Annotated in this window: 16 protein-coding genes; 13 read left to right on the forward strand and 3 right to left on the reverse strand. The window is 73.5% G+C overall.

Annotation, left to right across the window (positions count from 1 at the left end; translation table 11 throughout):
• From lepB (JCO01S_RS04525) to JCO01S_RS04540, 4 genes are all read left to right on the forward strand, one after another.
• On the forward strand, positions 1-639 hold a 639-nt coding region (lepB, locus tag JCO01S_RS04525; RefSeq protein WP_084342629.1), incomplete at its 5' end, for a signal peptidase I.
• Positions 640-736: 97 nt separating this feature from the next.
• The gene (gene lepB / locus JCO01S_RS04530) at positions 737-1,552 is read left to right on the forward strand and encodes a signal peptidase I (RefSeq protein WP_068251391.1); all 816 of its coding nucleotides are present in this window, start codon (positions 737-739) and stop codon (positions 1,550-1,552) included.
• Positions 1,549-2,316 carry a ribonuclease HII gene (rnhB, locus tag JCO01S_RS04535; protein ID WP_245634327.1) on the forward strand — a complete coding sequence of 256 codons (768 nt, stop codon included), beginning with the start codon at positions 1,549-1,551 and terminating at the stop codon, positions 2,314-2,316. The genes lepB (JCO01S_RS04530) and rnhB overlap by 4 nt, the downstream gene beginning before the upstream one ends.
• The gene (locus tag JCO01S_RS04540; protein WP_068251394.1) at positions 2,313-2,627 is read left to right on the forward strand and encodes a DUF2469 domain-containing protein; all 315 of its coding nucleotides are present in this window, start codon (positions 2,313-2,315) and stop codon (positions 2,625-2,627) included. The genes rnhB and JCO01S_RS04540 overlap by 4 nt, the downstream gene beginning before the upstream one ends.
• On the opposite strand, the gene JCO01S_RS04545 is transcribed toward JCO01S_RS04540, so the two are convergent.
• Positions 2,572-3,177 carry a TetR/AcrR family transcriptional regulator C-terminal domain-containing protein gene (locus tag JCO01S_RS04545; RefSeq protein WP_157074477.1) on the reverse strand — a complete coding sequence of 202 codons (606 nt, stop codon included), beginning with the start codon at positions 3,175-3,177 and terminating at the stop codon, positions 2,572-2,574. The two genes, JCO01S_RS04540 and JCO01S_RS04545, sit on opposite strands and share 56 nt — an antisense overlap.
• 116 nt (positions 3,178-3,293) lie before the next feature.
• On the opposite strand from JCO01S_RS04545, the gene JCO01S_RS04550 reads away from it, so the two are divergent.
• The 7 genes from JCO01S_RS04550 to JCO01S_RS04580 all read left to right on the forward strand — a co-directional run bounded on the left by JCO01S_RS04550 (position 3,294) and on the right by JCO01S_RS04580 (position 9,397).
• Positions 3,294-3,920 carry a biotin transporter BioY gene (locus JCO01S_RS04550; RefSeq protein ID WP_068251400.1) on the forward strand — a complete coding sequence of 209 codons (627 nt, stop codon included), beginning with the start codon at positions 3,294-3,296 and terminating at the stop codon, positions 3,918-3,920.
• Positions 3,917-4,609 carry an energy-coupling factor ABC transporter ATP-binding protein gene (locus JCO01S_RS04555; protein ID WP_068251403.1) on the forward strand — a complete coding sequence of 231 codons (693 nt, stop codon included), beginning with the start codon at positions 3,917-3,919 and terminating at the stop codon, positions 4,607-4,609. Before JCO01S_RS04550 ends, JCO01S_RS04555 begins: the two co-directional genes overlap by 4 nt.
• Positions 4,606-5,217, forward strand: coding sequence for an energy-coupling factor transporter transmembrane component T family protein (locus tag JCO01S_RS04560; protein WP_068251406.1), 612 nt, complete (start codon positions 4,606-4,608; stop codon positions 5,215-5,217). Before JCO01S_RS04555 ends, JCO01S_RS04560 begins: the two co-directional genes overlap by 4 nt.
• Before the next feature lie 135 nt (positions 5,218-5,352).
• Positions 5,353-5,718, forward strand: coding sequence for a YraN family protein (locus tag JCO01S_RS04565; RefSeq protein ID WP_084342638.1), 366 nt, complete (start codon positions 5,353-5,355; stop codon positions 5,716-5,718).
• 2 nt (positions 5,719-5,720) lie between these two features.
• Positions 5,721-7,259, forward strand: a complete 1,539-nt coding sequence (locus JCO01S_RS04570) for a YifB family Mg chelatase-like AAA ATPase (protein ID WP_068251412.1) — start codon at positions 5,721-5,723, stop codon at positions 7,257-7,259.
• Entirely contained in the window at positions 7,256-8,440 is a 1,185-nt protein-coding gene (locus JCO01S_RS04575; RefSeq protein WP_169796894.1) for a DNA-processing protein DprA, read from the forward strand. The genes JCO01S_RS04570 and JCO01S_RS04575 overlap by 4 nt, the downstream gene beginning before the upstream one ends.
• A gap of 18 nt (positions 8,441-8,458) precedes the next feature.
• Positions 8,459-9,397, forward strand: a complete 939-nt coding sequence (locus JCO01S_RS04580; RefSeq protein WP_068251419.1) for a tyrosine recombinase XerC — start codon at positions 8,459-8,461, stop codon at positions 9,395-9,397.
• A gap of 21 nt (positions 9,398-9,418) precedes the next feature.
• Here the strand turns inward: JCO01S_RS04580 and JCO01S_RS04585 are convergent, their stop codons facing one another.
• The gene (locus tag JCO01S_RS04585) at positions 9,419-9,904 is read right to left on the reverse strand and encodes a murein hydrolase activator EnvC family protein (RefSeq protein ID WP_068251422.1); all 486 of its coding nucleotides are present in this window, start codon (positions 9,902-9,904) and stop codon (positions 9,419-9,421) included.
• A gap of 90 nt (positions 9,905-9,994) precedes the next feature.
• Positions 9,995-11,146, reverse strand: coding sequence for a pyridoxal phosphate-dependent aminotransferase (locus JCO01S_RS04590; RefSeq protein ID WP_068251425.1), 1,152 nt, complete (start codon positions 11,144-11,146; stop codon positions 9,995-9,997).
• Between the two features lie 225 nt (positions 11,147-11,371).
• Here JCO01S_RS04590 and rpsB point away from each other — a divergent pair, with 225 nt between their 5' ends.
• Together rpsB and tsf are read left to right on the forward strand one after the other, a co-directional pair.
• The gene (gene rpsB / locus JCO01S_RS04595; RefSeq protein WP_068251428.1) at positions 11,372-12,352 is read left to right on the forward strand and encodes a 30S ribosomal protein S2; all 981 of its coding nucleotides are present in this window, start codon (positions 11,372-11,374) and stop codon (positions 12,350-12,352) included.
• 44 nt (positions 12,353-12,396) lie between these two features.
• A complete protein-coding gene (gene tsf / locus JCO01S_RS04600) occupies positions 12,397-13,224 on the forward strand; it encodes a translation elongation factor Ts (RefSeq protein WP_068251431.1) in 828 nt (275 codons plus the stop codon).
• Positions 13,225-13,271: the final 47 nt, after the last annotated feature.

Consider the following 13,271-nt stretch of genomic DNA (forward strand, 5'->3'; position numbering starts at 1 on the left):
GCCGAGCCATCGGCGGGGGTCGGGTCACGTCGGGGCCGACGCTGGCTCGTGCCCATCGGCGTCGGGATCCTGCTCGTCGTGCTGCTACGCGTCCTCGTCGTCCAGTCCTACCGCGTGCCCACCTCCTCGATGGAGCCCGCGGTCGCGGCAGGGGACCGCGTGGCCGTGACGAAGATCGGCGCCGGGCAGCTCGAGCGGGGCGACGTCATCGTCTTCGACGGCACCGAGGTCTTCGCCGACACCGAGCGCAGCCGCTTCCTGCCGGGTGGTGAGCTCGGCCGGGCCCTCGCCGCGGCGGCCTCCACCTTCTCCATCGACCTCGGGGAGCAGGACTACCTCAAGCGCGTCGCGGCCACCGGCGGCGAGGTGGTCGCGTGCACCCCGAAGGGGGGACTGGTGGTCGACGGCGACCCCGTCGCCGAGCCCTGGCTCCCGGAGGACGAGGCGCCCTGCTCCACCCCCTTCGAGGTGGAGGTCCCGCCGGACCACCTCTTCGTCCTCGGGGACAACCGGTCGGAGTCGGCCGACTCCCGCTCCCACCTGGGTGATCCCGGCGGCGGGATGGTGCCGGTGGAGACCGTGATCGGCCACGTGTCCTGGCGGTACTGGCCGCTCGACCGCTGGGGGAGCGTGGGCTGAGGGACACGACCGAGCCGGACCGGTTGCACTCCTTCGGGCCGACGGGGGCGATACTTGGTGCGGCAGTTCGTCGCCACCGGCGCAGCAGAGGAGACTTGTGGCACACGATCCTGATTCGGCCCACCGCGAGGCCGCGAACCACGGGCGCGCCCGGACCCGCTCGGAGCGGCACCGGGGCAGTGGTGGTGGCGGCCGCGTCGTCGCGGGCTTCGCCGCCGGTGTCAAGGAGGTCGTCATCGTCCTCGCGATGGCGCTGGTCCTCTCCTTCGTCGTCAAGACCTTCCTCGTGCAGGCCTTCTTCATCCCCAGCGAGTCGATGGAGGACACCCTCCTCGTCGGGGACCGGGTGGTCGTCTCGAAGCTGACGCCGGGCCCCTTCGACATCGACCGTGGGGACGTCGTCGTCTTCGACGACCCGGGCGGCTGGCTGAACCAACCGCCACCGGCGGACCGCGGGCCGCTCCTCGACGGACTGCACGACGGGCTCGTGTTCGTCGGCCTGCTGCCGGACACCTCCGAGGGCCACCTCATCAAGCGCGTCATCGGTCTTCCCGGTGACAAGGTCGAGTGCTGCGACGCCGAGGACCGTCTCCTCGTCAACGGCGAGCCCATCGACGAGACCTCCTACATCCGCCCCGGATCGAAGCCCAGCGAGGTGGAGTTCAACGTCGTCGTCCCCGAGGGGCACCTGTGGGTCATGGGTGACAACCGGGGCGAGTCCTCCGACTCCCGCTTCCACGACCCGGAGGGCACCGGCAAGGAGGGCTCGGTCCCGATGGACCTCGTCGTCGGCAAGGCCTTCGTCAAGATCTGGCCGCTGGACCGGATCTCGATGATCGACTCCCACGACACCGTCTTCTCCGACGTGCCGCCCGCCGGATCACAGGCCCTCGCGGAGACGGAGACGCGGTGACACCGGCCCCGCGCACCACCCGCTCCTCGCGCCCCAGCCTGCGCCTGGAGCGGGAGCTGCAACGGCAGGGCCACCGGGTGCTTGCCGGCATGGACGAGGTCGGCCGTGGCGCACTCGCCGGCCCGGTCAGCGTCGGGGTCGTCGTCATCGACGAGACCTGCCGCAGCGCCCCCACGGGGGTGCGCGACTCCAAGCTGCTCACGGCCACCGCACGCCGGGCCATGGTGCCGCGGCTGCGGCGCTGGGCCCTCGGGCACGCGGTCGGGCACGCGCAGCCGGCCGAGATCGACCGGATCGGGATCATGGCCGCCCTCCGGCTCGCGGGCACCCGCGCGCTGGCGCAGGTCGGCCTGCCCGTGGACCTGGTCATCCTCGACGGCAACCACGACTGGCTCACCGACCCGGAGCAGGTGGGCCTGCTCGCCGAGCTGGGGCAGGGCACTGCCGCCCCGCCGGTGCACACGGTGGTCAAGGCGGACATGCGGTGCAGCTCGGTGGCCGCCGCCTCGGTGCTGGCCAAGGTCGAGCGGGACACGATGATGATCGAGCTGTCCGCCTCCCACCCGCAGTACTCGTGGGAGGAGAACAAGGGCTACTCCGCGGCCGCCCACCTGGACGCCCTCGCCGAGCACGGCGCCTGCGAGCACCACCGCCGATCCTGGTCCCTCCCGGGGGTCGGGGAGCCGGTGGCGAGGGTGGAGGATGGCCGTGAGCCGCTCGAGAGGCTCGTGGCCGCAGCGACCGCCGAAGGGAGGACCCGATGAGCTCGGAGGACCTGGAGAAGTACGAGACCGAGATGGAGCTCGCGCTCTACCGCGAGTACCGCGACGTCGTGCACCTCTTCAGCCACGTCGTGGAGACCGAGCGCCGGTTCTACCTCGCCAACAGCGTGGACGTGAGCGTCCGTGGCGAGGGTGCCGAGGTCTACTTCGAGGTGACGATGGAGGACGCGTGGGTGTGGGACATCTACCGCCCCGCCCGCTTCGCCAGGCAGGTACGGGTCGTCACCTTCAAGGACGTCAACGTCGAGGAGCTCGCCCGGAACGAGCTGAAGGTGCCGGAGGGCCCGTTCTGACCCGCTGACGCACCCCGTCCAGGACGAGCGCCAGGCCGAGGTGGAAGTCGGACTCCTGCAGGACCTCGTCCTCGATCGCCCCCGCGCTGGCGGCCTGCAGGTGGGTCTGCTCCTCCATCGTGTGGCCGAGGACGAAGTGCAGCAGCGTGCGGGTGGCGACGCGGACCCCTTCGTCGTCCAGGCCGGAGCCGGCCAGGACGGCCGCGACGGCCTCCTCGGGGGCCCGGCCACCGGTGCCGAGGGCCCGGACGGTCGCGACGAGCTCCGCGCCGTCCCGGTGGGCGAGCAGCGCGTCCCGCAGCGAGGAGCAGGCGGCCGCGAGCTGCTCGTCCCAGCTGCCCCGCGTGGTGCCGCCGGCGCGGGGGCCCCGGAGGAGCAACGTGTCGGCGACCGCCCCGAGGAGTGCCTGCTTGTTCGGGAAGTGGTGGTAGAGCGCGCTCGGCCGCACGTCGAGCTCGGTGGCCAGACGGCGCATCGTCAGGTCACCCAGGCCGTGGGCGTCGAGCACGGCCAGGGCACGGTCGATGACGTCGCCTCGGCGATTGACCACGCGATGCTCCTTGGTGAGGCATGTTTGACGGCGGGTGGGCTCCACCATAACCTGAACGCTGTTCATCTCCTGAACGCCGTTCAGGCTCCCGTCGCCACCACCCACAGGAACCCCCCATGGCTCTCGCCCGCCGCCGCTCCACCTCCACCGACCTCGCGCTCATCGCGGCCTTCGCCGCGCTCGTGGCGGTGGCGGCCATCCTGCCCGCGCTCAACGTCGCCGGCCCGGTACCCATCACCCTGCAGACCTTCGCCGTGCTGCTGTGCGGCGCGGTGCTGGGTGCCCGCCGTGGCTTCCTCGCGGTGCTGCTCTACGTCGTCGTCGGGGCCGCCGGACTGCCGGTCTTCTCCGGCGGGGCCGGGGGACTCGGCGTGCTGGCCGGGCCCACGGCGGGCTACCTCGTCGGCTTCCCCTTCGCCGCGGCCCTCTGCGGGTTCCTCGTCGAGCGAGTGCCCCGCCGCCTCGGGGCGCGGAGCATCCCCTTCGTCTTCCTCGCCGGCCTGGTCGGCAGCGCGGTCTTCATCCACACCGCCGGGATGGCCGGGCTCGTCCTGCGCGCCGACATGACGTGGGCGCAGGCCTTCGACACCGACAAGGTCTTCTGGATCGGCGACATCATCAAGAACGTCGTCATGGCGCTGGTCGCGACCGCCGTCCACCGCGCCTTCCCCGACCTGCTGGACCGTCCGGTCGCCGCCGCGCCCGGGGCGGGCGCCGCGGTCGAGGAGCGCGCGGACGCGTGAGCCGGCTCGAGCTGCGCGCGGCCTCCTTCCGTCCCACGGCCGAGGGGCCGGTGGTCCTGCACCCCACGACGCTGGAGCTGACCGAGCAGCGCGTCGCCCTCATCGGTGCCAACGGGTCCGGGAAGTCCACGCTCGCCCGGATGCTCAACGGGCTGGTCCCGGCGAGCAGCGGGCAGGTCCTCGTCGACGGCCTCGACGTCGCCCGCGAGGGCGGGAGCGTCCGGCGGCGGGTGGGCTTCGCCTTCTCCGACCCGTCGGCCCAGCTCGTCATGCCGACGGTCCTCGAGGACGTGGCGCTCTCCCTCCGGCGCACCCACCGGAACAAGAAGGAGCGGCGTGCCGCGGCCCTGGCGACCCTCGAGTCCTTCGGCCTCGGCGGGCGCGGTGACCAGAGCGTGCACACACTCTCCGGGGGCCAGCGCCAGCTGCTCGCGCTCGCCGGTGTCCTGGCCACCTCGCCTGCGGTGCTCGTGGCGGACGAGCCGACCACCCTGCTCGACCTGGGCAACAGCCTGCGCATCGGGGAGCTGCTCTTCTCCCTCGAGCAGCAGCTCGTGCTCGTCACCCACGACCTCGGTCTCGCCGCCCGGTGCGACCGGGCCCTCGTCATCGACGCCGGGCGGGTGGTCCACGACGGCCCGGCGCCCGCGGCGGTCGAGCACTACCGGGTGCTCGCGGGTGCGCGGTGAGCGCCCCGGTCCTGCTCAGGGAGTATCGCCCCGGCACCACGTGGCTGCACCGGCTCGGCCCGGGCAGCAAGCTGCTCGGGCTGTGCGGGTGCGCGATCCTGCTCGTCGCGGTCCGCTGGCCCCCTCTCGCCGTGGCGGCCGTGCTCGTCGCGCTGGGCCTCGCGCTCGGCTCCGGCATCGGCTGGCGCGAGGCCGGCCGCACGCTGCGCGGAGTGATGATCGTGGCGGTCCTGCTCGGCGCCTGGCTCGTCTGGCAGCACGGGTGGGCCCGGGCGGTGGACTCCGTCGGTGACCTGCTTGCGCTCGTCCTGCTCGCCTCGGTCCTGACCCGCACGACCTCCGTCGAGGACATGCTCGACACCGTGACGCGGGCGCTGGTGCCGCTGCGGCGCTTCGGGGCGGACCCGGAACGGGCGGCGCTGACCTTCTCGCTGATGATCCGGGCCATCCCGAGCACGCTCGAGGTCGCCGAGGAGACCCGGCAGGCGGCCCTGGCACGGGGCATGACGCGCAGCCCCCGGGCCCGCCTGGTTCCGCTCGTGATCCGGGTGGTCGCCCGCGCCCGGGCGACCGGGGAGGCGCTGCACGCCCGCGGCATCGACGACTGAGCCGGCTGCCACCCCCTTCGCGTCGGGAGTCCGTCGTCCACATCCTCTCGGTGCCCCGGGCGGTCCTCCACAGCCGGGACGAGCCGGTCCGCACCGGCCGTCGGCGACGCTTCACTGGTCGTGGAGGTGGTCGAGATGACCGGGACACGGCCCACACGGATGGAGCTCGGGGCGCAGGGGGAGGAGCTCGCGCTGGAGCACCTGCAGCGGGCCGGCATGGAGCTGCTGGACCGCAACTGGCGCTGTCGTGCCGGCGAGATCGATCTCGTCATGCGCGACGGCGGGCAGGTCGTCGTGTGCGAGGTGAAGACCCGCACGAGCACCCGGTTCGGGGACCCCGTGGAGGCGGTCACCCCGACGAAGCACGCGCGGCTGCGCCGCCTCGCCGGCATGTGGGTGGCAGAGCACGCCAGTCCGGCTGGTGGGCTGCGGCTCGACGTCGTGGGGATGCTGTTCCACCCGGACGGCACCCACTCCGTCGACCACCGGCGGGGGGTGTGACGGTGAGCATCGGCGTGACGAAGGGAGTCGCCCTCCGGGGCGTCACCGGGCACCTCGTGGAGATCGAGTGCCACGTCGGCCCGGGTCTGCCCGCCTTCGAGCTCGGCGGGCTGCCGGACCGGGCGCTGCGCCAGGCCCCGCAGCGGGTGCGTGCGGCGGCGCTCTCCGCCGGCGCCCCCATCGGGTCCCGGCAGATCACGATCAACCTCTCACCCGCCTCGATCCCCAAGCAGGGGACCGGCTTCGACCTGGGTCTGGCGATCGCGGTGTACGCGGCGGTCGACGTCGTGCCGGCCACGGCGGTCCGCCCGGTGGCCCACCTGGCCGAGCTCGGACTGGACGGTCGGCTGCGGCACGTGACCGGCGTGCTGCCGGCGGTGCTGGCCGCACAGCGGGCCGGCTGCGAGCACGTGGTCGTCGCCCCGGAGGACGTGGCCGAGGCCGGCCTCGTCGACGGGATGCGCGTCTCGACCGCCGAGAGCCTCGGGGAGCTGGTCGCGGCCTACCGGGCGCTGCGCCGGGGAGGCCGGCTCGAGCCCGCTGCCGCACGTGCCGCACGAGGCGACGGGACGCCGTCGCCCGCCGTCGACCTGGCCGACGTCTCGGGCCAGCACGAGGCCCGCTCGGCGCTCATGCTCGCCGCCGCCGGCGGGCACCACCTGCTCCTCAACGGGCCACCGGGGTCGGGCAAGACGATGCTCGCGGAGCGCCTCGTGACGATCCTGCCGACGCTGACCCGGGAGCAGGCCCTGGAGTCCCTCGCCGTGCGCTCCCTGCTGGGTGAGGTCCCGACCACGGGCCTGGACCTGCAGCCGCCCTTCGTCGCGCCGCACCACTCCGCCAGCCTCGCCTCGCTCGTCGGCGGTGGCAGCGGCGCCGTCCTGCCGGGGGCGGTCTCCCAGGCCCACCACGGGGTCCTCTTCCTCGACGAGGCGGCCGAGTTCGGTGCCTCCGTGCTGCAGGCGCTGCGCCAGCCTCTGGAGTCCGGCCAGGTGGTCATCGCCAGGGCGCGCGAGCGAGTGGTCTACCCCGCCCGCGCCCAGCTGGTCCTCGCGGCGAACCCGTGCCCGTGCGGTGAGGGGTACGGCAAGGGGCTCTCCTGCACCTGCCGTCCCACCCAGCGCCGGGCGTACGCGGCCCGGTTGCGCGGCCCGCTCCTGGACCGGGTCGACATCCAGGTGCAGGTACCCAAGGTCAGTCTGGCCGACCTCAACGAGGCACCGCCGGACTCCAGCGCCGCCGTCGCCGAGCGCGTGCGGCAGGCACGGGAGGCCCAGCGCCGCCGGTGGGAGCCCCTCGGGTGGCAGCTCAACGGGCAGGTGCCGGGGCCGGTGCTCCGGCGGCGACCGTGGCGGCTGCCGTCGGCCGCGACCGCCTCGCTGGACCGTGCCCTCGAGCTGGGGCAGGTCACCGTCCGGGGGTACGACCGCGTGCTCCGGCTGGCATGGTCCTCCGCCGACCTGCACGGACGCACGGCGCCCGCGGCCGAGGACGTGGGCCTGGCCCTGATGTACCGCACCCAGGGGGCGGTGGCGGCATGAGTGCCCAGAGTCCTCCCGCTCCCACCGCCGCCGAGCGCGCCCGCGCCCACGCCATGGTCGACGGGGACGAGCGCCGCGCCCGCATCGCCTGGTCCCGGGTGCTCGAACCCCGCCGTGAGCGTCCGGGGCTCCCGCTCACCCGACTCGAGGTCGCCCTCCACGAGATCGGGTACACGACCGCGTGGCACCGGCTCGTCGACGGCGACCTGCCCAGGGCCGAGAGCGCCCGGGCCCACGTGCCCGCCGTCGACGTCGACGCGGAGCTGTCGCGGGTCACCCGCTCGAGGGCACGCGTCGTCGTGCCGGGCGACGCGGACTGGCCCACCGCGCTGGACCATCCGCTCATCCGGCCGCACCTGATCCACGTGCGCGGTCAGGGGTGCCTCGCCGACCTGACGCAGCGGGCCGTCGCCGTCGTCGGGTCCCGCGCCGGCACCGGCTACGGCGAGGCCGTGGCGCGGGAGCTCGGCTCCGGCATCGCCCGCTCGGGCTGGACGGTCGTCTCCGGGGCGGCCTTCGGCATCGACGCCGCCGCGCACCAGGGCGGCCTCGTCGTCGACGGGCCCGGCGTGGCCGTCCTGCCGTGCGGCCCGGACCGCACCTACCCCGTGAGCAACCAGCGTCTCGTCGACGCCGTCGCCGAGTCCGGGGCGGTGGTCACCGAGCTGGCCACCGGCACCGTCGCGCGCCGCCACCGCTTCCTCGCCCGCAATCGACTCATCGCCGCCCTCTCGCGGTGCTGCATCGTCGTCGAGGCCGGGCTGCGCTCCGGGTCGCTGAACACCGCGGGCTGGGCGGAGGCCCTCCACCTGCCGGTCGGTGCCGTGCCCGGACCCGTGACGCAGATGTCCTCCGCGGGGTGCAACGAGTGGATCCAGAAGACGCGGGCGGGCCTCGTCGCCGACACCGGTGACGTCCTGGCGCTCGCCGGATCCGTCGGCGACGCCCCGGACGAGGTCGCCGAGCTCCTCGGACCGGCCCGCCCCCTGGACGCGCTCACCGCCGCCCAGCGCGGGGTGCACGACCTGCTCTCCCTCCGGCAGGAGAGCGCGGTCGGGGATCTCGCCACCGAGCTGGTCCTGCCCGTCGAGGAGGTCATCGCCATCCTCTCGGTGCTCCAGATCGAGGGGTGGGTCACGCAGGGGGAGTCCGGCGGGTGGTTGCGCACCCCCGCCGGGTGAACGTGCCACGGTAGGGGCATGACCGATCGCGACGCGCCCGAGCCGCCCCCGGAGTGGGTCACGGCCGTCGTCGCGGACTTCACCGGGCACCTCACCGCCGAGCGCGACCGCTCACCGCACACGATCCGCGCCTACCGCGGTGACGTCACCGCGGCCCTGACCTGGTGCGCCCGGGACGGCAGCACCGGACCGGGTGACGTCACCCTCACCCAGCTGCGGGCATGGCTCGGCTCCCTCGCCGCCTCGGGAACGGCCCGGACCACCCTCTCGCGCCGCTCGGCGAGCCTGCGCACGTTCTTCGCCTGGGCGAGGCGCACCTCCCGGGTGGACACCGACCCCGCCCTGCGGCTGGCCGCCCCGAAACGCACCCGGACCCTGCCCGACGTGCTCACCCGTGAGGGAGCCGGTGCGGTGCTCGACGTCGCCGCCGTCGCCGCGGACGACGAGGACCCCGTGCACCTGCGCAACCGCGCGGTCCTCGAGGTGCTCTACGCGACCGGGGTGCGCGTCGGCGAGCTCACCGGCCTGGACGTGGACGACGTCGACCGCGACCGCCGGGTCCTGCTCGTCCTCGGCAAGGGGCGCAAGGAGCGCACCGTCCCCTTCGGTCTGCCCGCGGACGAGGCCCTGACCGCGTGGCTGGAGCGGGGGCGACCCGCCCTCGCGACGGGGGAGTCCGGCCCGGCACTCTTCCTCGGGCGCCGTGGCCGGCGCATCGACCCCCGCCAGGTGCGCCAGGTCGTGCACGAGCTCCTCTCCCACGTCCCGGACGCGCCGGACCTGGGGCCCCACGGCCTGCGGCACTCCGCCGCCACCCACCTGCTCGAGGGCGGGGCGGACCTGCGGATGGTCCAGGAGCTGCTCGGGCACGCCTCGCTCGCGACGACGCAGATCTACACCCACGTCTCGCTGGACCGGCTGCGCCGCAGCTATGAGCAGGCGCACCCCCGGGCCTGAGCCGCCCGCCGGGCGCCCGTCTCACTCCATCGGCAGCAGGACCACCCGCCTCGGCCCGTCGAAGAAGGGCAGCGGGTCGCGGTAGCCCTCGTCGACCTTCGCCCCCAGGTGGAGGCACACCTTCGGCTCGCAGTGCCCGTCCTCGTCACCGATCCGGCCGATGACCTGCCCCTCCTGCACCCGGTCGCCGACGCTCAGCCGTGAGTCGACCGGCTCGTAGGTGCTGCGGATGCCGCTCTCGTGCAGCAACGTGATCGTGCCGCGCCCGGCGATCCGCCCCCGGTGGGTGACCCGTCCGTCGGCGACGGCCCGCACCACAGCGCCGGTCCTCGTGCCCAGGTCGATGCCCCTGTGGCCGGCACCCCACGTGCTCTCGGGTGCGCGGAAGGGGGCGGCGACCCAGGGGTGGTCACCGCCCCCCACCGGCCAGGACCACTGCGGTGTCGACGTGCCCGCCGGTGCCGTGACGGCGATCAGGAGGGTGATGGCGAGCCCGCTGAGATCCATGACCCGAGCCTGTCGCGGGGGAGCGCGGCCCGACAGCGATCGTCGCCGGCTGTGGACGAGCCGTGAGGTCGCCCGCAGGGTGTGGACGGCTCAGAGCCGGGCCAGCCGCCGGCAGGCCTCCTCCAGCACCGGCTCGCGCTTGCAGAAGGCGAAACGCACCAGCGATGCCGTTCTCGAGGGGTCGTCGCAGAAGACCGACACCGGCACGGCGACCACACCCACCCGCTCGGGCAGCTCGAGGCACCAGGAGGTCGCGTCGGTGACCCCGAGGGGCGCCGCGTCGGCGACGACGAAGTAGGTGCCCTCGGGGACCGAGACGTCCAGCCCGGCCCCGAGCAGGCCCTCGACCAGCAGGTCGCGGCGGGACTGCAGCGACGCGGTCAGCTCCTCGAGCGGAGCCGGCCCCATCGACAGGGCGCGGGCGACGGCGGGCTGGAAGGGCGCCCCCGAGGTGTACGTGAGGAACTGCTTGACCGTGCGCACCGCCGTGACCAGCTCCCGCGGCCCGCTGACCCAGCCGACCTTCCACCCGGTCACCGAGAAGGACTTGCCCGCCGAGCCGATCGTCACCGTCCGCTCCCACATCCCCGGCAGCGTCGCGATGGGCACGTGCCCGGCGCCGTCGAAGGTCATGTGCTCGTAGACCTCGTCGCTGATGACCCAGGCGTCGTGCCGGCGCGCGAGGTCCGCGACCAGCCCCAGCTCCTCCCGGGTGAGCACCCGGCCGGTCGGGTTGTGCGGGGTGTTGACCAGCACCGCCCGCGTCCGCTCGGAGAAGGCAGCGGTCAGTGCCTCCCGGTCCAGGGTGAGGTCACGGCGAAGGGGGACCGCCCGCCGGATGCCACCGGCCAGGGAGATCCCCGCGGCGTAGCTGTCGTAGTACGGCTCGATGACCACGACCTCGTCCCCGGGCTCGACGAGGGCCAGCAGGGCGCTCGCGATGGCCTCGGTCGCGCCGGTGGTCACGAGCACCTCGCCGTCGGGGTCGACGCCCAGCCCGTAACGCTCCTGCTGGTGGCTCGCCACCGCCTCCCGCAGCGACGGGATCCCCGGGCCCGGCGGATACTGGTTGTGCCCGTCGCTGATCGCCTCCCGGGCCGCCTCGAGCACCTCGGCCGGACCGTCGGTGTCGGGGAATCCCTGGCCGAGGTTCACCGCGTCGTGCGCGGTCGCCAGGGCGGTCATCCGGGCGAAGATCGTCTCCCCGTAGGGGCGCATCCGGCTCACGAGGGGCTGGTCCATGCCCCGACGATAGGTGCCGGGGCGGAGGATTTCCCCCTTCGCCCCCGGCGCGCGTAAGATCGAGGGCACGCCCGGTGTGTCCGGGTGAATACGCGTGTTCCACACCGGGTGACGAGTTCCTCCGAATCCGGGGTCCACCACGGCAGTCCCGACCCGCAAGGATCGGGCGGGGTGGGCCGGGACACCAGGACCCAACTGACAACGAAAAACGAGGAGGACTTCGGCATGGCCGTCGTCACCATGCGCCAGCTCCTGGAGAGCGGCGTCCACTTCGGGCACCAGACCCGTCGCTGGAACCCCAAGATGAAGCGCTTCATCATGACCGAGCGCAACGGCATCTACATCATCGACCTGCAGCAGTCGCTGACCTACATCAACGATGCCTACGACTTCGTCAAGCAGACCGTCTCCCACGGCGGCACCATCCTGTTCGTCGGCACCAAGAAGCAGGCCCAGGAGGCCATCGCCGAGCAGGCCACCCGCGTCGGGATGCCCTACGTCAACCACCGTTGGCTCGGCGGCATGCTCACCAACTTCGTCACGATCTCCAAGCGCCTCACCCGCCTGAAGGAGCTCGAGGAGATCGACTTCGACACCGTCGCCGGCTCCGGCTACACGAAGAAGGAGCTGCTCATCCTTCGCCGTGAGAAGGACAAGCTGGAGAAGACCCTCGGCGGTATCCGCGACCTGACCAAGGTCCCCTCCGCGGTGTGGATCGTCGACACCAAGAAGGAGCACCTTGCCGTCGACGAGGCGCGCAAGCTCGGACTGCCGGTCATCGCGATCCTCGACACCAACTGCGACCCGGACGAGGTCGACTACAAGATCCCCGGCAACGACGACGCGATCCGCTCGGTCACCCTGCTGACCCGGGTCGTCGCCGACGCCGTGGCCGACGGCCTCATGGCCCGTGGTGGCGGCAACGCCTCCGGTGGCGCGCCGGCCGAGGCCGAGCCGATGGCCGAGTGGGAGCGCGAGCTGCTCGCCGGCGAGGGGGAGACCGCTGCCGCCGTCGAGCAGGCCCCGGCCGCCACCGTGCCGGACGCCGAGGCCAAGGCCGCGGCGACCGAGGCTGCGGCCGAGGTTCCCGCGACCACTGCTCCCGCCGAGTCCGAGACCCCGGCCGAGACCGCGGCCTCGGACGAGACCGCGACCTCGCCCGAGACGGCCCCGGCGACGCCCGCCGAGGACACCCCCGAGGCCTGAGTCCACCCCACTGGTCCATCCCTGCGAAGGAGAACGGCACATACATGGCGAACTACACCGCCGCTGACATCAAGGCACTGCGCGAGTCCACCGGCGCGGGCATGCTCGACGTGAAGAAGGCGCTCGACGAGGCCGAAGGCGACAAGGCCCAGGCGACCGAGCTGCTGCGCATCAAGGGCCTCAAGGGCGTGACCAAGCGTGAGGGGCGCACCACCTCCAACGGTCTGGTCGTCGCCAAGGCGGGGGAGGGCGTCGGCACCCTCGTCGAGGTCCTCTGCGAGACCGACTTCGTGGCCAAGAACCCGAAGTTCGGCGAGCTCGCCGACCAGGTGCTCGCCGTCGCCGTCGAGACCGGCGCGGCGGACGCGGAGGCCCTGCTCGCCGCGACGGCTGACGGCAAGACCGTCCAGGAGCTGCTGGACGAGGCCAACGCCACCCTCGGCGAGAAGATCGAGATCAAGCGGGTCGCCCGTATCGAGGCCGCGACAGTGACCTCCTACCTGCACCGGACGAGCCCGGACCTCCCGGCGCAGATCGGCGTCCTCGTCGGCACCGAGGGGGGCGAGGAGCAGACGGCCCGCGACGTCGCGATGCACATCGCGGCGTTCAGCCCCTCGGTCCTCTCCCGTGAGGACGTCGACGCCGAGACGGTCGCCAAGGAGCGTCGCATCGCCGAGGAGACCGCCCGCGAGGAGGGCAAGCCGGAGGCCGCGATGTCGAAGATCATCGAGGGTCGCGTCGGTGCCTTCTTCAAGGACAACGTGCTCCTCGACCAGCCCTTCGCCAAGGACTCCAAGAAGTCCGTCGGCACGGTCCTGGAGGAGGCCGGCGCGAAGGCCACCGCCTTCGCCCGCTTCCGCGTCGGCGCCTGACCGACCCGGCCCACGTCGAAGGGGGCCGCCACCCACTGCGGGTGGCG

Origin of the sequence: Janibacter corallicola NBRC 107790, assembly GCF_001570965.1 — a bacterium.
Lineage (GTDB): Bacteria > Actinomycetota > Actinomycetes > Actinomycetales > Dermatophilaceae > Janibacter > Janibacter corallicola.